Annotated in this window: 15 protein-coding genes; 7 read left to right on the top strand and 8 right to left on the bottom strand. The window is 42.3% G+C overall.

The features are described from left to right. Window positions 1-122 precede the first annotated feature (122 nt). From JJQ94_RS09525 to JJQ94_RS09535, 3 genes are all read right to left on the bottom strand, one after another. Entirely contained in the window at window positions 123-896 is a 774-nt protein-coding gene (locus tag JJQ94_RS09525) for a hypothetical protein (RefSeq protein WP_099031988.1), read from the bottom strand. A 487-nt stretch (window positions 897-1383) separates the two neighbouring features. Further along, window positions 1384-1692: a hypothetical protein gene (locus JJQ94_RS09530; RefSeq protein ID WP_099031987.1), complete on the bottom strand. Its 309-nt coding sequence runs from the start codon at window positions 1690-1692 to the stop codon at window positions 1384-1386. Window positions 1693-1818: 126 nt separating this feature from the next. Next, window positions 1819-3291, bottom strand: a complete 1473-nt coding sequence (locus tag JJQ94_RS09535) for an alpha/beta fold hydrolase (RefSeq protein WP_099031986.1) — start codon at window positions 3289-3291, stop codon at window positions 1819-1821. Window positions 3292-3437: 146 nt separating this feature from the next. On the opposite strand from JJQ94_RS09535, the gene JJQ94_RS09540 reads away from it, so the two are divergent. The 3 genes from JJQ94_RS09540 (at window position 3438) to JJQ94_RS09550 (ending at window position 7823) form a co-directional block, all read left to right on the top strand. Next, complete coding sequence (locus tag JJQ94_RS09540; protein WP_099031985.1) at window positions 3438-4964, top strand: LytR/AlgR family response regulator transcription factor; 1527 nt, start codon at window positions 3438-3440, stop codon at window positions 4962-4964. A 280-nt stretch (window positions 4965-5244) separates the two neighbouring features. Further along, the gene (locus JJQ94_RS09545; protein WP_099031984.1) at window positions 5245-7089 is read left to right on the top strand and encodes a hypothetical protein; all 1845 of its coding nucleotides are present in this window, start codon (window positions 5245-5247) and stop codon (window positions 7087-7089) included. 164 nt (window positions 7090-7253) lie between these two features. Further along, window positions 7254-7823, top strand: coding sequence for a hypothetical protein (locus JJQ94_RS09550; RefSeq protein WP_099031983.1), 570 nt, complete (start codon window positions 7254-7256; stop codon window positions 7821-7823). A gap of 24 nt (window positions 7824-7847) precedes the next feature. On the opposite strand, the gene JJQ94_RS09555 is transcribed toward JJQ94_RS09550, so the two are convergent. Further along, a complete protein-coding gene (locus JJQ94_RS09555; RefSeq protein ID WP_099031982.1) occupies window positions 7848-8753 on the bottom strand; it encodes a LysR family transcriptional regulator in 906 nt (301 codons plus the stop codon). A 164-nt stretch (window positions 8754-8917) separates the two neighbouring features. Here JJQ94_RS09555 and JJQ94_RS09560 point away from each other — a divergent pair, with 164 nt between their 5' ends. The 3 genes from JJQ94_RS09560 to JJQ94_RS09570 are packed head-to-tail and all read left to right on the top strand — an operon-like array spanning window position 8918 to window position 11328. Beyond that, window positions 8918-9610, top strand: coding sequence for a type 1 glutamine amidotransferase domain-containing protein (locus JJQ94_RS09560; protein ID WP_099031981.1), 693 nt, complete (start codon window positions 8918-8920; stop codon window positions 9608-9610). Between the two features lie 24 nt (window positions 9611-9634). Beyond that, on the top strand, window positions 9635-10696 hold the full coding sequence (locus JJQ94_RS09565) for an NADP-dependent oxidoreductase (RefSeq protein WP_099031980.1): 1062 nt from the start codon (window positions 9635-9637) through the stop codon (window positions 10694-10696). Between the two features lie 23 nt (window positions 10697-10719). Continuing rightward, window positions 10720-11328, top strand: coding sequence for a glutathione S-transferase family protein (locus JJQ94_RS09570; protein ID WP_099031979.1), 609 nt, complete (start codon window positions 10720-10722; stop codon window positions 11326-11328). 109 nt (window positions 11329-11437) lie between these two features. Here the strand turns inward: JJQ94_RS09570 and JJQ94_RS09575 are convergent, their stop codons facing one another. Beyond that, complete coding sequence (locus JJQ94_RS09575; RefSeq protein ID WP_236596571.1) at window positions 11438-12862, bottom strand: hypothetical protein; 1425 nt, start codon at window positions 12860-12862, stop codon at window positions 11438-11440. Between the two features lie 141 nt (window positions 12863-13003). On the opposite strand from JJQ94_RS09575, the gene JJQ94_RS09580 reads away from it, so the two are divergent. Further along, on the top strand, window positions 13004-14101 hold the full coding sequence (locus JJQ94_RS09580) for an ISAs1 family transposase (RefSeq protein ID WP_201435408.1): 1098 nt from the start codon (window positions 13004-13006) through the stop codon (window positions 14099-14101). Between the two features lie 750 nt (window positions 14102-14851). Here JJQ94_RS09580 and JJQ94_RS09585 read toward each other — a convergent pair. The 3 genes from JJQ94_RS09585 to JJQ94_RS09595 all read right to left on the bottom strand — a co-directional run bounded on the left by JJQ94_RS09585 (window position 14852) and on the right by JJQ94_RS09595 (window position 19760). Next, window positions 14852-16891: a prolyl oligopeptidase family serine peptidase gene (locus JJQ94_RS09585; RefSeq protein WP_236596624.1), complete on the bottom strand. Its 2040-nt coding sequence runs from the start codon at window positions 16889-16891 to the stop codon at window positions 14852-14854. Between the two features lie 142 nt (window positions 16892-17033). After that, a complete protein-coding gene (locus JJQ94_RS09590) occupies window positions 17034-18659 on the bottom strand; it encodes a Na/Pi cotransporter family protein (RefSeq protein ID WP_099030832.1) in 1626 nt (541 codons plus the stop codon). Window positions 18660-18707: 48 nt separating this feature from the next. After that, on the bottom strand, window positions 18708-19760 hold the full coding sequence (locus JJQ94_RS09595) for a helix-turn-helix domain-containing protein (RefSeq protein WP_099030833.1): 1053 nt from the start codon (window positions 19758-19760) through the stop codon (window positions 18708-18710). Window positions 19761-19870: the final 110 nt, after the last annotated feature.

The following is a 19870-nucleotide window of genomic DNA, read 5'->3' on the forward strand; positions in this document are numbered from 1 at the left end:
TTTACGTTATATTTTGTGAACTGGCGAGGGGCTTTGTGAATGCCCAAGAGAATAAAAGCTGAGTTGGTTGCGCGAGTTCGCAGCCAACCCGTATTGCTAACGTAACCATTGATAATGGCGGGTTAATTCGCTTTTGGTTGCGTTTGAGTTGGGGCTGTTGCAGCCAATTTACGCTCCAAGCGTTCTAATTTTTCTGCCAGTGCGGTTTGTGTCATCTCTATTTGGGTAACGCTTGCGCCGATCTCTATCTGTTTGGAATCTCGGCTTTGCGCTTGAGACTTTAACTGATCAACATCGCCATTAATGGCAGCAATTTGATTTTTGAGTACGTTAGCGGCTTGCTGTTGTTCTTCTAGTAGCGATAGTTTTAAAGCAAGCTCCGTTTGACTCTGTGATAGCGTTTCTACTTTGGAAGTCGTACTGGTCTGGCTTTTGGCGTTATTACTTGCTTGCTCTTCGAGCTTTTTGATGTCTGATTGGTTTCTTCGCCACGCTGACGCCCACAGTTTATCCATCTGTGACCAAAGCTCGTCTGTACGTTCGGTTAGTGTGTTCAATTTTGCTTGCATTGCGCCTGCGGACAAGTCCATCTCTTCATCTGTAGCGGTGAGGGTATGCTCAAGTTCGGCAATGCGCTTTGTTGATTCGAGTAATTGTGCCTGGGTTGCTAAATTTTGTTGGTAGAGCGCAAACGCCGCAGCGGCCAACGCAATAATCGAGATTGCACCTAACCAATTCATCATCCCCATCCCTTTGGCGGGCTGGCTTGTTTGTTTCGTGCTTTCTTTTGGTGCTGAGGTCTTACGGCTCGCTTGGGTGGTGGAGTTTTTATAGGCTTCAACCTGATCTAAATCGGGCGTAATACTGGGAAGCTCAGGTTCAATTCTCTTATCCAACGTACTTTCCTCTTTTTTGGAATTTATAAGGAGCCTTGGCAGCTTACTTTAAAATAACGCAATATGGAATTTACAAACGATAAGAACCAATGCCACAACATTATTATGGCGCTCAATAAACTTAAAACATGTTATGTCGTTTGTTGCGCTGTAATAAGAAGGCAAGCTTTGGATATCAAAGACAAGTAGTAGTCTAAAAAGTTTGCAACCTCATAAAAAATAAAAGGAACTATATGCTAGTCACGGGAATAAAAGTAGCAAAAGGGAGCTTCTTATTGTTGAGCACTTTTATGGTCTTGCCGATATTACTTGTTGCTTATATTTTGTGGATATCTCGCCAGAGCTACCTCATGAAGAGGTGCCGGACACTCATTCCCAATCATCGTTTCAGCAATCAATTATGGTGGCAACACGATGGCGAATGAGAGCTGTTAATCTCGACTAGCCGAATAGCGTTCAGTTGTCCGGCTAGATTTTATCGCCCGTTTTAATGCTCGGGACCAAGCAAAGTAAAGGTTAAATGTTTACGCATATCTTTTAAAATCACCCCTTTTTTCAGCATGGCGGCGCTTAAACGCTTTTGCCATTTAAGAAGGTCTGGCTTTGCGGCTTCCAATGCTTGTTCATTCTCAAATTGGAAAAAGAGTATTAATGAGCCGGGGAACAAGTGATATTCCACATCAAACCAACATTGCACCATGCCGGGAATTTCTGCACGAGCTTGTTCTTCGAGTTTGTCTGCAATGGTCAATACCAAGGCTTGTTGTTTTTCTTGTACTTTTGAGAGCTTTTTCATAATGCTATGGATGTAAGAGGCCAAAAGCCTAATTATACCCAAGCTTATGGGCCACCAACAACTTTGTTGATGGTCGTACGCTCAAAGTGAATTGCTTTTGCAGTTCACTTTGAGCCGTTTTTGGGATTAAGGTGCTGACAGCGCAAGTTTTGGCAGCGGTAGTTGGATTGCTTCTGCGCTGACGGGTTTTCCGCTTAAGAAAGTTTGCATTCTTGCGAGCACCAAGGGTGAGCTTGTATAAAGGTTGTGGCCCGCATTGTTGACCATAATCTGGGTCAGATTTGTGAGCCCTCTCACAGCTTCAAGTTGTTCTTCTGGATAAGTTCTACCGTCTAGACTCCCTGTAAACAATAAAGTTGGGATGCGGGATATGGGAGCGGTTCTAAAATCATCACCTAAATCTAGTTTTTTATCTATCAAGTGAAGTGTTGGCATTGGAAAGTTAAGCTTGTCGCCAAGCAAGGCTGTTGGCGATTGGGTTGTCACTTTTTCAAGGCGTTTAGCGGTGATCCCTGAAGCCACATCCATCGCCAGCGGCATCAATTTGAATGTAATGGGCTCATCGGTAAACATTCCACGCTGCAAAACATGCTTTAACAGCTCGGTATTGACGTTATCTAAACCCAAATAAACGTGAATTAGCATGGCAAGATATTGGTTAGGATCGGCAATCATCATGCTAGCTAACGACTGAATATGATGCTTTTGAAATAACATGGGTGTTTTCGAGCCGTCTTTTTGTGTAATTTGAAGTGCAATAGGCTGTTGCTCAAGTTTACTGTGCACTCGGCGCATCAAAGCGGGTAGATCCGAAACTTGTTGTTTAAGAGCTTGCTGATTGATAATTCCTTGAACTCTTTCAAAGTATCGATCGGTTTGATGAGGTAGTTTAACGGTCTGATTGAGCCCTTCAGCACTGGCGATAATTACTTTGTCAAGATGCGCTGGCATCGTTTTTATGGCACTGAGTGCCAGATGGCTGCCGTAAGAGATCCCCCAAAGTGATACTTTGTCAGCTTTTAGGTGTTTTCGTAAGTCGTTTATATCTAGCGCATTCTGCTCGGTATTATAACCATATATATCAATGTCTTGAGACTTCCATTGAGTAAAGCATTCTAATGCAGCTTTGCGGTAGCGGTCTGCAATTTGCGCTTCAGTGGTAACAGAATTAAGCGCAATGTGTTCACTAGACACGCAAGGAGCAGCTTGCTCTGACTGGCCCGTACCTCTTTGGTCTAACGCAATAACATCACCAAACTCTCTTAGAGCTTGAAATAACGGAAATCTTCGCCATTTTGCAGTCGCGATGCCTGAACCGCCGGGGCCACCAGATAAATACACGATAGGGGAACCTTTATTACTGCCGGTTGCAGGAAAGCGCACATAGTTAATTCTAATTTTTTTGCTGTTGGGATTATTCCTGTTTTCAGGCACCCAGAGGTGCCCAGCTATGGCATCCGTCGTTTCTCCGCTGTTGGCTTGAAACTCGATTTGTTGCTCATTGCTGTACAGCACCTGCTTATCGCTGCCTTTCTTAGCGTTTACGCATAAGCAAGTTAATAAGCTTAACGCGGCTATTAATGTGTGTGTTGATCGCATAGTATTACTCCTTAATAGTTTGTTTTTATTGAATACCATGGCAACTTAATGGGGTAGCGAACTTCTATGAGAGGCCGATATTTATTGGCTCATAGGCTCAGCGGTAGTAAAAGGCCGACGAACGGTTAAAGGAAAAGCGGTAGAGTGTGAATATTAATCTTGTACTTTATTTAGTGATGGTAGTGTGTTGCTCGGGTGCTCTAGGTAAGGCTGATGCCAACCAACCTTTGTTGCCATTTTCTTATGATCAAGCCGTAACGGTTTGCCCATGGTCAGTCTCGCCAAAAGAAATTCCACAGTTTACTGAGCCGCAGTGTCACCGGGCAAAGTTATCTGAGATTGACCCGCAAAATCAGGCCGTTTGGGTGTTAATCGAATTTGAGCGAGCGAAATTAGCCTCAATACCAAGGCCCGTAGGGTTGTATTTATTTGCTAAAACATCAAGCGAAGTCTTTTTAAATGGCATTAAGGTGGGGAACAGCGGTTTTCCTGCCGTAGATAAAGCTGAGCAAATAGGCAAAATGGACAGCGTATTTTATTTGCCAGATTCACTTATAAAGAAAAGCAATCAACTGGTGTTTGGTCTGTCTGCACAGCATAGCCTTATTTCATTAGGATACCCAATCCATTTTATTGGGCTAGGGCAATTTGGCGATCCTAAGCAGTATATTCAATCATTTAGTGGTTTGGGCCTGATTCTGGTTGGTGCTTTTTTATTGGGCGCGTTGTACTTTATAAATGTGAGTTTTGGTCGTTATGGCAATGCAAGCGTTCGGATATTTGCCGCATTGTGCCTGCTTGCGGCAATGCAGCTCAGTGCTGAAATATCGCGAGGATTAGTTGACTATGGCTATGTGTGGCATGATATTCGGCTGTTGACGGTGACGGGCTTGTCGTTTTTATTTGGCACTTTGTTGCTTGTATATAGCTCCTTAAAAGTCGCAGAAAAGCACGCTCTTCACTGGATTTATATCGGTACTATAGTCACGCTTATTGTTATTATTTTTGCTCCAGGCTTTGACTCTAAAACCACTGCCGGAGTCTTTGTGCCATTACTCGTTAGCCTAGTCCAGCTAGGTTATTGTTGGCGACGCGCGAAAAACAATAATTTAGCGACTTGGTTTGTGGTGCAGTTATTGGTGGCAGCAACCGTGCTCTTTGTTGCATCAAGCTTCCACGAAATTATTCACTTTGTGATCATTGCCGTCTTGCTAGTCTACCTTTTCATTCGCCAGGCTAAAGAGTATCGTGCTCAGCAAGTACAACTGAGTAGTGATCAAGCTCATATTGCCAAGCTTGAGTTTAAACTCGCGCAGAACAAACAACTTCAGTCTCCTTCTAAGCTGGAAGTCAGTATTGCAGGTAAAACTGACTATGTTGTGCTCACGGATATTGCGTTTTGCAAAGCCGCAGGGGACTACGTTGAGCTGCATATGAAAGACACCACGCAGAAGCTGTTTACAGGCTCACTAAAACAACTCGAACTTACTTTGCCCTCTATTTTTGTAAAAACACATCGTTCTTATTTAACTAATCTAAACGAAGTGGTGTCATTAGAAAGTGATAATAATCAGAGCAACTTGAAATTAACCAATGGAGCAAGTGTTCCCGTCAGTCGTCGGCTTGTCCCGTCGGTTAGGGCGACGCTTAAAGCGTCTAATAACTTCAGTTAAACCTTGAATATTGTAATTAGACCACATATCACAAAGGACATTACAGTTTTTGATTTAAGTTTCTCATATGACATTTTCTGTTCACAAATTTATCTTTGTCCCTCTAAAGTTTACTGGTTAGATCTAAATCTAATTTTATTTATATAAATGTAAAAAAATAGTGAATTTGCGTGGCGGCTTTAGTAGTGTATTTGGTAAATAAGCGCAGCCTTACTAGCTAAGATGCTAAAGTTTAGTTGTGCAATGAAGAACCAAGGAAAAACAAAAACTAAGGAAACGCATGAAATTATCGAGTGTACTTTCACTGGTCAATCAAGTGGAGAAGTCAAAATTTATAAATGCTATAGATAGGATTTGTCTAGAAGCTGTAAAGCACGACAACAAAATAGCAACTCAGTTAAATAAACTTGATGGTCAAATTAAAAATGCAACAAGTAATGATATTACTCAGCTATTTAAAATTGTATTACCTCACTTTGAAAAGTCGGTAAAAGAACAATTAGCGATGTTGGGAGCTCAAGCTACTCTTTTGACAAATATTCTAAGTAGAGATGGAAACTGCATTGCTAGGGTTAATTGGATTGAGTCTTTATATACAAAAGAATGGGAACTCATTGACTCAAAAGCTAACGAATTGCGTTCTGAAATTGCAAGTATCAGTGATGATGACATATTCTCCGAGGGAAAACGGTTAGGAATCTATCATGCTTGCCTAAAAGAAGCATATTCGAATGATGAAAGAAATAATAGAGAAGCGAAAATCACGGATGATGAACGCGGTATTCTTAATGTATTAGCTAAGCACCTTGATGTTACCTCAGATAATCAAGCTGGAATCGAGCATTTGATTGATCAAATCCCCAAGAATGGTGTGCAAGATGCAATTAATGATTTACGAGAAATTGGACTGGTTTTTGTAAGTAGAAAAAGGCAAACCGTATACGTTCCTGATGAAATTGTAAGCTTGTTTCACCGACTACAAGGAAAGGAACTTGCCGACAAGCATCTGCTAAGAATTCTTAGAACCTTTACTGATGCGGAGCTCTCAAACGTACTTAAAAACCACAGAAAGAAAATTCGTGGTGTTGAGAGAAAAGATAAGATCGTAAATATAATCAAGTTGGGGCTGTCGGTCACTCAAATCCTAAAAGTGGACATGTTTAGCGAGGGTACGCCAGTCAACGATTGTAAAGATCGCTTAAAAACATTGATACAAGATCTAGATCTAGAATTGGATAAATTTGGTTCAACGATAGAAGAACGTATAGATCTAATCTTAAATGCTCTGAATCAAAGCTCGGAGAGAGAGTTTAATGCTTTAAGTGCTACAGGATTTAAAGAGCTATTTTCGACGCTGCAAAATCACTTCCCTTCATTAGCTACAATATTGAAACAAGAATTCGAGCTTGAAGAACAAGAGGAGCTAGATGTCGAGAAATTGCGGGCGCTGAGTATTACACCATATGATATTTTATATATGTTGACCAATGATGAAGTGAAAAGTGTTGTTGAAAGTATGGGGATTAAAAAGCGAGGAAACTTAAGGCTAAATATCCTTAGCAGCTTCGCTGATGCAACAGACAAACTGATTGATAATTATGGTGCTCTAGCGAGACGAGATTTGGCTAAATTGAAAAGTGAAAATATAGATGTAGCTGAAGCCGAATTAGGAGTTAAATTCGAAGAAGTAACTAAGGCAATATTTGAACAATTAGGTCTTGAAGTAGATGAAGATTTGAGACGTTCGATTAACACCTCGAAAGATAAGGCTGATATTCTCATTTCATTGAGTGAGGATGATGTAATTGTAGGCGAAGCGAAGACATGTAAAAACGGAGATTTTGCAAAGTACTCGACGACCTCAAGACAAGTAAAGTCATACGTAGGGAGATGTGAAGGTGCTGGTAAAAGAGTTGCTCAAGTTTTAATCGTCGCTCCCTCGTTTTCTGATGACTTTGTTGAGAGTGCGGAAATGGATACTGAAGTAAATATCTCTTTGCTGGAGGCTGATGGACTTAAGCGAATTCTGGATGCCTATAGAGCACGGAGAAAACCTAAGTTTTCAGCAAAATTGTTTACTAAAGGTGGCTTGTTGAAAGCTGATTTAATAGCTAAGAACATTTAAGTGTTAAAGTCAATGAAGTCAGAAAGTAGCTTCTAACCTTTGTGATTTCATTGATCACTTTACATTAGTATCTCACCCAGCAGCTGAGATATCTGCTCGACCAAAAGGGCTAAACATTTTATTATTGTGGCTGTATAAATCTTATGCAAGGAGCATAGTCTGTTATGACCAAGGAAAAATCGTTATCACTCTCTACTAAGCTGAAGTTTTTGTTTGCTGCAATTGGCAAGCATTTGGGTGTTATCTCCGTTGGCATTCCGTTTTATATTGTTGGTGGATTCATCATTTACATTGGGGTAACTGAGCAGTACGGCGCAGGTGTTGGAGCTGTTATTTTTGGCGCTATATTTATCTTGATACCTCTCGGGATGTACGCTTTTTCCCTGCCATCAAGTATTCGCTACTACTACGAAAAAGAATTGACGAAAGAGTTTGGTAAACACCTCTTCGGCACCATCACTAACAAAAGAATTGAGTCTAACACGTATGTTCACCGAGATGAGTATGACCGTGAAGTAGAACATCAGGAGGCTTTCTATTTCGTTGAGTACAGCTATCAATTTCAGGGCAGCCATGAAGGCGAGTTTATTCTGGACAACAAGGATTTTTATGACAAGTTACAGGTTGGAGATGATTTACCTATCCAAGTATTGACGGTAAAACCAAGCGTAGCAGAGCCCAGACTTATCAAATTGGGAAAGCGCTACGGACTTAAACCCGCTGAAAGTTACTAGGTTAAATACACAATTGGTTGAGGCTTACGCTTCAACCAATTGGCGCTGAAAATACCCTTTTAGAAAATCGAGCAGTAGTCGCACTTTTTTAGAGTTGGCATTGCCTTCTGGGAAAACGCCATAAACATGTATGTCTGGCAGCGTGTAATCTTTTAATACGGGAACCAAGGTACCGGCCTGTATTTTTGGTAACGCATCGTAAGTCGGAATTCGTCCAAGACCGTGACCTCCCTCAACAAAAGCGGTGCGTGCCGCAGCATTGTTGGTGCTTATATCGCCTTTCATCGTAATGCTATAAGCCCGAGAACCTTTAATTAATGTGAGTGCGCCCGATGTCAGCTTGTAAATAACCCATTGATGCTGATAGAGATCGGTAGGGTGTTTGGGGATGCCATACTTTTGCAAATAGTCGGGCGATGCGCACAAACAGGTTTTTAGCACCGAAAGTTTACTGGCTTGCAGGCCTGAATCGGGAAGAGGTGCGCCTCGAATGGCTAGATCAATCCCTTCTTTGATGATATTGACGACTTCATCTGTGAGCATGATATCGAGCTGGATCTTTGGATACATCGCTCTAAATTCATTGAGTGCAGGCACTATGGTTTGCAGGCCAACATTCACAGGGCAGGTAAGCTTAATTAGGCCGATTGGCTCTTTCTTTAAATTCTCAATTTGCTGGTTTGCGGCAAAGGCTTGCTCTGCAATCACGCGGCAGCGCTGATAATATTCACTGCCTGCCTCTGTAAGTGAAATGGTGCGAGTCGAGCGGTTGAGTAATTTTATGCCTAACTGTGACTCCAGTTTTTTGACATGATAGCTCACCACTGCACGAGACAAGTTCAAGTGTCTAGCCGCGCCGCTTAAGGTGCCTTGCTCAATCACCTGCGCAAAAACGACCATGCTTTTAAGTTGCTCAAACGAAATGTCCACGTGTTGCTCCGTCGACTTAGATGATTTGATTGTATCAATTGTTTGAATAAAGAGTTAGCTTTTGTCTGCATTGTTTAACTTACCTTGAGTTCATACTCTTATATTCAGTCGCTGGCCTAAAGATTTGGTTGGCAATCGTAGATAACTAATTAAAGGTGATTCCGATGACAGCAAAGAAAATACTAATGGTGCTAACGTCACATGCAGAACTTGGCAATACAGGTGAGAAAACAGGATTTTGGATTGAAGAGTTTGCCGCACCTTACTACGCCTTTGTAGATGCAGGTGTAGAAGTAACGCTTGCTTCACCAAAAGGTGGTCAGCCGCCAATTGATCCGAAAAGTGAACAGCCTGATTTCCAAACCGACAGTACTAAACGCTATTTTGATGATGAAAAAACGCAGGAACTGGTGGCAAATACGGTGCCACTAGCTGAGGTGAACGCGGCGGATTTTGACGCTGTGTTCTATCCTGGCGGTCACGGACCATTATGGGATTTAGCAACAGATGCCAATTCAATCCAGTTGATAAGCGCCTTTTTAGCTGCAGATAAACCAGTTGGTGCGGTGTGCCACGCTCCGGCGGTGCTGATGGATGTAAAAACCACCGAGGGTGAATATCTTGTAAAAGACAAAGTGGTGTCTGGCTTTACTAACAGTGAAGAGGCGGCGGTAGGGCTGACAGATGTTGTGCCATTTTTATTGGAAGATGAGCTGGTTAAGCGGGGAGCCGATTTCCAAAAAGTGGATGACTGGAATGTGTTTGCTGTTAGAGATGGCTTACTGTTTACAGGACAAAACCCTGCAAGCTCCGAACTTGTTGCTGAGAAAATGCTGACGTATCTAAACCAGCTATAACCTGCTCCGTAAAAGGAATAAATCATGAGTAATACAATAAACCAAGCTCAAAACGGTCAAACGAATCGTCGCATTACCTTGGCGTCACGCCCACATGGTGCGCCAAAGCAAGAAAATTTCAATTATGAAGAAGTGCAGATCCCAACGCCAAAAGAGGGAGAGGTGCTCCTTCGTACCGTCTTTTTATCGTTAGATCCATACATGCGTGGCCGTATGAGCGATGCAAAATCTTATGCTGATCCGGTTGCTATTGGCGAAGCGATGGTAGGTGGTACGGTATGCCGAGTTGAAGCGTCAAATAACCCCAAATTTGCCAAAGGTGACTGGGTACTCGCGATGAACGGCTGGCAAGACTACAGCGTTTCGGATGGCACTGGCTTACTTAAGTTAGACAACAATTTACCCAACCCATCATATAGCTTGGGCGTGTTAGGGATGCCAGGCCTCACTGCCTACATGGGACTGATGGATATCGGCCAGCCAAAAGCTGGAGAAACTGTAGTCGTTGCCGCAGCAACCGGTGCTGTAGGCAGCCTTGTTGGGCAAATAGCAAAACTACAAGGCTGTAGAGTAATAGGCATTGCTGGTGGCGCCGAAAAGTGCAGTTATGCTCTAGATACGCTTGGCTTTGATGCCTGTCTTGATCACCGCGAGGATGATCTCGCTGAACAGTTAGCGCAGGCATGTCCGTCAGGAATTGACGTCTACTTTGAAAATGTTGGTGGTAAGGTGTTTGACGCAGTTCTGCCACTGCTTAATTCAAGCGCGCGTGTTCCGTTGTGTGGGTTGATCTCTCAGTATAATGCAACTGAGTTGCCATCGGGACCTGATCGTATGTCTATGCTGATGGCGACACTGCTGATTAAGCGAGTGAAAATGCAAGGCTTTATTGTGTTTGATGACTATGGGCATAGATACAATGAGTTCAGCGAAGCGATGCTGCCATGGTTAAACGCGGGCAAGATTAAGTACAAAGAGCACTTAGTCGAGGGTATGGATAATACAGTCGAGGCATTTATTGGCTTATTGGAAGGTAAAAACTTCGGCAAACTTGTCGTGCGCTTAGGTCCAGACGAACTCGTATAATTATATTTATCAGGAAAAATTAGATGTTAACTGTTCACCATTTAAACGAATCACGCTCGACGAGAGTACTTTGGCTTTTACATGAACTCGACATGCCTTATGACCTTGTGAAGCACCAGCGCAATCCGAAGACGCGTCTTGCACCTGATAGCTTAAAACAGGTGCATCCGCTTGGAAAAGCACCTGTGATGGTTGATGGCGACCTAGTCTTGTGCGAGTCTGGAGCGATTATGGAGTATTTGCTCGATAAGGCGGAAGACAGTAGTTTGCGACCAGATGCGGGGACACCTGAGTATTATCAATATCAAGAATGGTTGCACTTTGCTGAGGGGTCATTGGCGCTGCCTGTGATCGCGTCTTTGATGATGAAGATGGAGCAGCGTACAGGCGATAAACCAATGGATGGTTACATTGCTAAAGAAGCAAATGTCGACTTTTCTTATATAGATGCCACACTCGCCAAGCAAAGCTATTTCGCAGGCAACGACTTTACCGCCGCCGATATTATGATGACGGTGATGCTAGAAATCGCAGACAAAGTCGGTTTGCTCACTGCGCGTGGTAATATCAAGGCTTATCTTGAAAAAGTGCAAGCTCGCGCGGCATATCAAGCTGCGCGAAGCTACGGTTAGCTCGATTTTGAGGCGAAGTCTATAAGCTCTTGATTTCGCCTTATTACTCTTGTTCTACGCATGATTACAGGATCATGTTAGAAAGAGTTTTTAGCTATCAAGTTTTGTTTTATTTGCAATTGTTTGCAATATCTTCAGCATCAATTTGCCACTCTGCACATTGCCAAAACTTTAGCTTTCCAAAATGACCGTGTTTGAAAGGGAGCTTATCATTGTCTTTATTATAAGACTTTAATACAACGGGATCCGTTACATTTTTGAAAGCTGCAGTTATGGCTATAAGAGAGGAGTGGATATTCACTTCAGAGCCGAATGTACGCAATAAATGATGTTCGGGAGCATCATGATACTTATCAATAGAGACTAATAAAGAGCCGCTAGGCGCTAAGCCAAATCCATAAGTTTCAGCGACTTCAGCTACTCTGTTGAGAGTTAGGTTGTAAAAATGAATTGTTTTTGGGTTATTTTTTAATACATCGGGAATGATAGATAGAGTGTCACTAATATTTGCAGCTGCGGCCATGTAAACAATAGAGTCAAGGGACTTACTTTGCTCAAATTTAGACTGATAGCGAGTAAGTAGGTTATTGAAAACTATCGTGCCCATGCTATGCCCGACGAGAGTTAGTTTGATCGGTAGATCCGGATATTTGTTTTCAAGTTTAAAGAGCTCTTCAAAGAGAAAGCCAACACTTTGGCCAATACCTTTATTTGCATTTGTTCGAATGGTCTCGTTAACTTCACCAGTAGGGTAGGCTATAGCTCTTGCTCGACGCTTCATCATATCCCAGCTGTCTCCAGCTAAAGTACCATTCCACACAATTCCAGTGGCATATCTGATGGGAGTGACTGCGATGACTCCTGCGGATTTTGCCCCGTTAACAAAGCCTTGATTACGATAAGTACTTTGATTGACTTTTATATTGTCTAGCTTGTTGACGTAATAACCATGTGATTCGTAGGAGTTAGGGTTATTTTTAAAAAAATGATTTTGATATTGATAATTTGCTTCACGCCAGACATTTGATAAGTATTTATTGCTTGAACCTGATGCGAACCGGTCCTTATCATTTGTAAATTGATAATAGATACTTGCCGGAGCTCTAGCGATTGCGGTTACCAAGTCTTCAAATAAGACAAATGGAGAACTTAGAATACCTGCCAAAGCCGAAGTGTCTCTGCCTTCACGTATTTCAAAAAAGTGCTCAAATACAGTCCCCGGAATATTAGATGGCCATGATATATAAATCGGATAATGCCAGTCAGACTCCTCAGATAAAATGTGCTGAAGTTGCTCTTCCATCCTCTCATCAGTATCTTTGTATGTGTTAAGCCCTCCATGCGCATAAACCAATACTTTGACTTCTTTTACTTTTGAAACTACGTCCGTAGAAAGGGAATCTAACGATGTTAGTTCATTACATGAAAAACCCGATTTAATGCAGCTAAGTTTTATAGCCTCGATAAGCATATTTTCAATTTGTTGATTTACTTCAGCTACAGGTTTTGCACGCTGTGATTGCCGAGAAAGCACTGGTTTTGCAGCAAAGTCACTATCAATAATGTACCCATGACGATTTACCCCACGGCGGGATCACACTTTGTAAAAAGGCTTTAACACTCGGTCTTTTTCTGATCTAATAACGCCCACATTATCACTATCTACTTGTTAATTATGTCGTTATTTAGCCACCTTGAACTTGTTGAAGATAAGCGTTCTTCTATCAATCAACATCATGATCTTGCTGATGTTTTGTTTCTTATCATCTCGGCGGTTTTATCTGGTTGTGAAGGCTGGAAAGATATCGAGGTGTTCGGGCACAGTAAACTGCCTTGGCTCAGGCAGTTCAGAGCATTTAAGCACGGTATTCCAACGCGACATAGCATTGCACGTATTCTTAAAACAGTAGAAACTGACTCTCTGGTTTTGGCCTTGTTCAGTTGGGTCAACGAACAGCGCTCTCAGTCTGGTAAGCCAATTATTGCGTTTGATGGTAAAACTCTGCGCGGTGCCAGTAAAAAGCGTGAGGATAACTTACATTTGGTGTCTGCTTTTGATTGCGAGTCTGGTTTAACTTTGTATCAGCGAACGGTAGAAAATAAGTCCAATGAGATACCGGCAGTTAGGGCCTTATTAGATGTGCTCGATATTTCAGATTCTATCGTCACACTAGACGCACTACATTGTCAGAAAGCGACACTTTCAGCATTGATTTCAAGAGGGGCTGACTATCTGGTTCAGGTCAAAGCAAATCAGAAAACACTCTATAAAGCAGTCACTTCATGTTTTGAAACAGCCTTTGAAGAAGAAAAGAATTTGCCTGAAGATGTACAAGTCAGCAATGGTCATGGACGTCAGGAAACACGCATCACTTATGTTCTGAAGGCCGACAATCTGCCTGAAGAGATAAGAGAAAAATGGCCTGAACTCACTTCGCTAGTCGCGGTTGAAAGACACAAAAAATCCGAGTCGATAACAAAAATAGACACGCACTTTTATGTCACTTCAGTTGAGCCTGATGCACAGATGTTACAAAAAGCTATCCGCCACCATTGGCACATCGAGAACCAGCAGCATTGGGTGTTGGATGTCGTGTTTAAGGAAGATGCTTGCCAGATCAGTGAGCCGATTTCCGCAGAGAATATGGCGCTGTTCAGACGGGTCGTTCGCAATCTGGTAAAACAGCACACAGGCCGTAAAGATTCGATACGTGGTAAGTGTGTTCGGGCCAGCTTTGACGATGAATTCAGGGCAGAGCTTATCTTCGGTTAATGGTCGTTAACGAAGTATGCTCTCACCCTGCGATTTACCCTTAGAATATGTTTTTGAGTGTCCATCTTATAATCGTTGTAATTGGGATAGATTTTCTTATCGGGGGAGTGTGCACATGCAGCAAGCATAAGAGTAAAAATTAAAGTTACCAATAATTTCATTTTTTCTTTCCTTCTTAAATGATTGTTTACATAATTAGCACATTAATTTCTGTTTTGCGTAGTTTTTGATGTTTTAGATTTTTTAAGGATTTAACTTTTTGATATTAATAAACTCTATTTTCATCCTGCATGTTGTTAGAGGGCGAGAAAGTAGAGTTGAAGTAGATGCCTTTTTTGGTATCTTCTTAAAAGGTAGAAGTTATACCTTGGTTATTTAGATAACATGTTTGATACTATTAAATGAAAGAGGGTTTCAAACCCTTGATTTTACCTTTTTTATAAACAAGCTATATAGGTATTTTTGGAACTAATGATTTCGGGTTATACCCATTTACTCGATAAAAAGTCTGTGTAGTTCTTGTGGCGTGGATATATTTTTGAATAGCTAAATTTATTTTTATCCAGTTTACATTGAACAGTGAGCTCACTTACAAGCAGAACCATGTATTTTCTATCGAAATCTCACTGGATACCGGCGAGCAGTTTTCGCTTGAATCACAAGAGCTGAGCTTTGCTGAATAGGTGAAATGAACAAAGCACTCAATCAAGAGGTTGAGCGCTTTTAATGTATTCGACAGTAAATTTAAAGCTACTTGAGTCTGTCCATAAGGTAAACAAACTCAAGGCTATTTACCATAGCTCGCTGTTCATTGTTTGCAGCGCCTGAATGGCCACCTTCGGTATTCTCAAAATACAGAACTTCAAAACCCATATCTTTCATTTTAGCAACCATTTTACGTGCATGGCCTGGGTGTACGCGGTCATCTCGGGTTGAGGTTGTGAAAAATACTTTTGGATACTGTTTGTCTTTACTTAGGTTATGGTAAGGCGAGTACGTTTTAATGTATTCCCACTCTTCAGGAACATCTGGATTACCATATTCGCCCATCCAACTTGCGCCAGCGAGTAGCTTATTAAAACGCTTCATATCGAGTAATGGCACTTGGCAAATAACGGCGTTGTAAAGTTCAGGCCTGCGAGTGAAAGCCGCGCCCACTAGCAATCCGCCATTACTACCACCTTTAATACCTAAATGTTGAGGCTTGGTTACTTTGTCAGCTATCAATTGCTCTGCTATGGCTTCAAAGTCTTCATACGCCTTGTGGCGATTTTCTTTTAGTGCTGCTTGGTGCCAACTTGGTCCATACTCACCGCCGCCACGAATATTCGCAAGCACATAAACCCCGCCTTGTTCTAACCAGTTTTTACCAGTTGATGCCGAGTAGTATGGCTGCATAGAAACTTCAAAGCCGCCATAGGCATATAATAAAGTAGGGTTGCTGCCATCTAACTTGATATCTTTCTTATGAACAATAAAGTAAGGCACTTTTGTACCGTCTTTTGATGTCGCAAATTTTTGCTGGGTAACGAACTTATCTGCGTCGAAATGTGATTTATTACCTTTAAGCTTTGTTGTTCCAAGTGATTTACCATCTACTAAGTAAAGACTGGTCGGTGATAAAAAGTCGGTGTATGTGACAAAAAAGTCATCTCTATTGGGATCAGTATCAAAAACGGATAATGAACCGGTATCAGGAAAGTTCACTTGGTCTATTTTCCACTGCCCATTAGCTTCAGGCATATAGCGGAAAACCTTATTTTTTACATCATCTAACACGGTAACTAATATCGCTGATTTGGTAAAACTCAAATCTTCTATTGAACGATTTGCTGTTGGCTTGATTAAGCTTGTAAACTGGATATTTTTAGAATCCAAATCGTTAATGTTGGCATATATTACTTCTGCTTGTGAAAAATGCTTCCAAGCAGATTTTAGTTGGATAAAGAACATGCCATTGTTTAATCCGAGGAAGCTTGCGTCGCTGGGCACTGGAATTTTTATCTGCTTGTCACCTTCGAGTTTATAGACATCGCGAGTGTAAAAACTGGTAGAATCATATAGTAAGTGATTTGTATTGCCTTGATCGTAGACCGTAAAGCCTCCGGCACTGATAGAGCTTTTATTGGCCTGATAGATCGTTTTAGCGTCGTCCAGCAGCGTACCGCGTTGCCACACTTTAACCGTTCCAGCATAACCTGAGTCAGTTAATGAGCCTTCTCCAAAATCTGTTGCAACAAATATTGAATTCTCGTCGAACCAAGATACTGAGGTTTTTGCTTCAGGTAAATAAAACCCATTTTTTACAAAAGATTTGCTTGGAATGTCGAACTCTCTCACGACTTTTGCATCAGCACCACCGCGCGATAAATACACCAAACAGCGTTCATACTTTGGATAGTGACAGTTCATTCCGCCATAAACCCAGTTTTCGTCTTCAGTTTTTGCTAGGGCATCTAAGTCGAGAATAGTTTCCCACTTAGGATCCGCTTTTTTATACTCTTCGAGGGTTGTTCTGCGGTATATGCCCCTTACATGATCCGCATCTCTCCAGAAATTATAGTAATAACCTGCACGTTCAGTTGCGTAAGGAATACGAGACCGATCATTGATAATATCTAATGTATTTTGAAAGATATGATTATATTGGCTGTGGCTTTTGAGTTGTTTTAGTGAGCTATCGTTTTGTGCCGTTACCCACTCTAGCGCTTGTTTTCCTTCAACCTCTTCAAGCCATAGGTATGGATCTTTTTCTAATGCTATAGATTTACCTGCAATGGTTGTTAGCATACATAGTGTCGCAATATTAGTAATATTTTTTCTCAAACCTTAGTCCCTGTTTTATAGTTATTTCTTACGTTTTATCATCAAGTCGTCAAAATAGGAATATGTGCTGATTAAAAAAACGTAATCTGTTTACATCGATTCACAGTTAATTTTTTTGCGATAGAGAGAGCTGTGCTTCAATGGCGTGGATCAGCAACATCGCTTTATGCCATTGTTGTGACAGTTGCCACATCTCCGCTAATGTATTGATATTGCTTACCATCTTATCTATCGCCAGCGAGGCGTGAGTACCAGCCAGAATTAAATCGTCTTTCACATCGTCATGTAAACGTTGCAGTGCCTCTTGTGCTAGTGACAGCTCTGCAGGTGTTACGCTTTGCTCATGTAAACTGGTTTTCATAAAGTGGCTAAGCTGGGCTTGGTATTCATTCAATTGTGCATGCAAGTCATGGTGCTCTGCGAGTTGCTTATATGGAGCGTGTTTCGTTAATTGTTCTACACAGTGGCTACAAGTAAACAAATACTGCTCAATACGCATGAGTTTAGCGAGTAGTGAGGTGGTCTGTGATGATAATGCTGATTGCTCTACCGACACAATAAAAAGGCTAATTTGCTGACACAGTGATTGGATAGCATGGAGTGCCTGTTCAACCGCGAGTTTATCGGTCGGGAGTAGGCATTTATTAAACTGGGCTAACACTTTATCTGCAACAAGTTTGGACTCAAGCAATAACGCATTGATTGCAAGTTCTGGCGTTTGGGCGATGGTATTATCTAAAAAGCGTAGCCTCGAAGCCATCTCCTCGGCACTACAAAAGCGTTTCATTAAAAAGCCAGCGAGCCTGTCATTTAGTGGAAAGATTAGTAGCACGCCCAAAATATTAAACAAAGTATGAAAAAGTGCCAATGACAACGCAGGATCTGCAGTGACGCCGAAAAGCGCGGTAAAATGGTTGATGAGATAAAACAGCACAGGTAACACCATAAAAGCGACCATCGCGGTGAACACATTAAATATTACCTGAGCCGCCGCGACGCGTTTGGCATTAGCTGTTGCGCCAATAGATGCCAGAATAGATGTTGACGTGGTGCCGACGTTTGCGCCGATGACCATCGCGCCTGCGGCGTATAATCCAATCATACCACTAGCAGCGGCGGTAATGGTCAAGGCGATGGAAGCACTGGAAGACTGGGTGAGGGTTGTCATCACTATGCCCACCAGTAAAAAGGTTAACATGCCGCTTATTCCCTCTGCAGTAAATTGGCTTAAATCAAAAGCCGCAACAATATGCTCAAATGCGCCTTTGAGAATATCAATACCGATAAAAAATAGCCCAAAACCGACCAAAGCCATACCTGCCGACGCCAGTCGCGAGCGAGGAAGTAGCAACTTCATCAAGGCGCCAATGCCTATCAAGGGGAGTGCGATAGCTTGGATATTAAATTTAAATCCAACCGCAGCCACTAACCAGCCAGTGATGGTGGTGCCAACATTGGCGCCATAGACGATACCAAGCGCCTGATGCATGGTAATAAGGCCTGCGTTCACAAAGCCCAAAGAGGCCACGGTAACCGCGCTGGAAGACTGCACTAAGGCTGTCATGCAAAAGCCAGCAGCAATACCGCGCTGAGGGGTTTTGGTCCACACTCCAAGCACTCGGCGCAGCGACGAGCCAGCCGCTAGTTTCAGGCCTTCCGTCATCATGCTTATCGCAACTAAAAATATTCCCAAACCGCCGAGTAGCGTTCCTGCAAGTTGAAGTGTTTCCATATTCCTTCCGCGTATTACATTTTTACTCTGTTTGCTTGTTGCACAATATCACTTTTGTTGTGCTTTGCTTTGTTTAACGTCAACTTTTACCGTAGAACTCAAACTCTGCAGAAATTGCATAGGCGTAACGCCATTCCACGACTTAAACGCACGTATAAAGCTACGCTCATCTGAAAACTGCAGCGCATGCGCCACCTCATACAAACTACTGCCTTGAGTTAGTCGCAGTTTGGCCTGCTTGTTCTGTACGTTATTTTTGAGTTGCCTAAAACTGGTTTGATACTCAGCGAGCCTTCGTCTTAATGTTGCCGGACTGATATTGAGCTTGTCAGCCATTTGTTCTTGGCACAGTGTTCCTGCGTTAAGCTCACTATAGACTTTATCGAGCAAGTTAGCATGGTCGTTAATCGACTGCTGGTGATGGAGTGTACTTGCGAGCGAATGATAAATGGTATTGAGCGTTAAGTGCTCTAGCTTCGCTAAATCTAATGATTGATTAGTTTCTTGGTATTGATAGGTGAGTAAGTAGCGATTGCTTAAGGGTTTAATGGGAATGTGGGTGATAACCGAATTTAGCAGCGAGCTTGAGTCACTTTTGGTCTGCACTTGTGTGAGTTGAACTTGGGTGGTTTCGGCGCACACATATTTTACGAGGCCATGGATCAATATCAGCATGCTATCTAACATACAGCGAGAAAAGAGCGCGTCAGCGGCCGTCGCGTAGTCAAAGGCTGCATCATCAATTATGTAACTCACTTGAGTGTGTGACACCTCGCAGAAATTGTAAGTTCCCGCGTGGATAAAGTTATAGCCACGGGCAAGCTCTTGTAATAGCTGAGTAATGGTACGGCAATGGCGCAGGCTATTGAATACAAATTCGTTGGTGCCAGGCAGAAGCTTTTTGCGGTTGAGGTTTAGACTTTCGTCATTGAGCTCGACCGCACAGTGTTCCATCACGCGCATAAATTCAATGGCATCTAGGGCGTCAATGGCTTTATTGATAGCCAAATACTGCGCGACCGCAGCAAATTCCAGTTTTGCTGCGGTGAGTGTGTGCTGCATCAATTGCACGTAGCAAGGTGCAATGGCGGTGTTTGACATAAATACGTAAGCTCATCCTGTCACTCTCAACAATTCAGTTAATCAACATCAACTCAAGATAGCAATAGTTTTGCGTTGCAACTTTAGTGCAGTATTTTGTCACCACCCGC

Source organism: Pseudoalteromonas sp. GCY, from assembly GCF_016695175.1.
In the GTDB taxonomy this organism is placed as follows: domain Bacteria; phylum Pseudomonadota; class Gammaproteobacteria; order Enterobacterales; family Alteromonadaceae; genus Pseudoalteromonas.

Bases quoted from the DNA above. Each gene is read 5' to 3' on its own strand.
- JJQ94_RS09585 (WP_236596624.1), bottom strand. From the start codon at position 16,891: ATGCTAACAACCATTGCAGGTAAATCTATAGCATTAGAAAAAGATCCA.
- JJQ94_RS09530 (WP_099031987.1), bottom strand. From the start codon at position 1,692: ATGAAAAAGCTCTCAAAAGTACAAGAAAAACAACAAGCCTTGGTATTG.
- JJQ94_RS09550 (WP_099031983.1), top strand. From the start codon at position 7,254: ATGACCAAGGAAAAATCGTTATCACTCTCTACTAAGCTGAAGTTTTTG.
- JJQ94_RS09570 (WP_099031979.1), top strand. From the start codon at position 10,720: ATGTTAACTGTTCACCATTTAAACGAATCACGCTCGACGAGAGTACTT.
- JJQ94_RS09545 (WP_099031984.1), top strand. From the start codon at position 5,245: ATGAAATTATCGAGTGTACTTTCACTGGTCAATCAAGTGGAGAAGTCA.
- JJQ94_RS09560 (WP_099031981.1), top strand. From the start codon at position 8,918: ATGACAGCAAAGAAAATACTAATGGTGCTAACGTCACATGCAGAACTT.
- JJQ94_RS09590 (WP_099030832.1), bottom strand. From the start codon at position 18,659: ATGGAAACACTTCAACTTGCAGGAACGCTACTCGGCGGTTTGGGAATA.
- JJQ94_RS09565 (WP_099031980.1), top strand. From the start codon at position 9,635: ATGAGTAATACAATAAACCAAGCTCAAAACGGTCAAACGAATCGTCGC.
- JJQ94_RS09535 (WP_099031986.1), bottom strand. From the start codon at position 3,291: ATGCGATCAACACACACATTAATAGCCGCGTTAAGCTTATTAACTTGC.
- JJQ94_RS09580 (WP_201435408.1), top strand. From the start codon at position 13,004: ATGTCGTTATTTAGCCACCTTGAACTTGTTGAAGATAAGCGTTCTTCT.
- JJQ94_RS09595 (WP_099030833.1), bottom strand. From the start codon at position 19,760: ATGTCAAACACCGCCATTGCACCTTGCTACGTGCAATTGATGCAGCAC.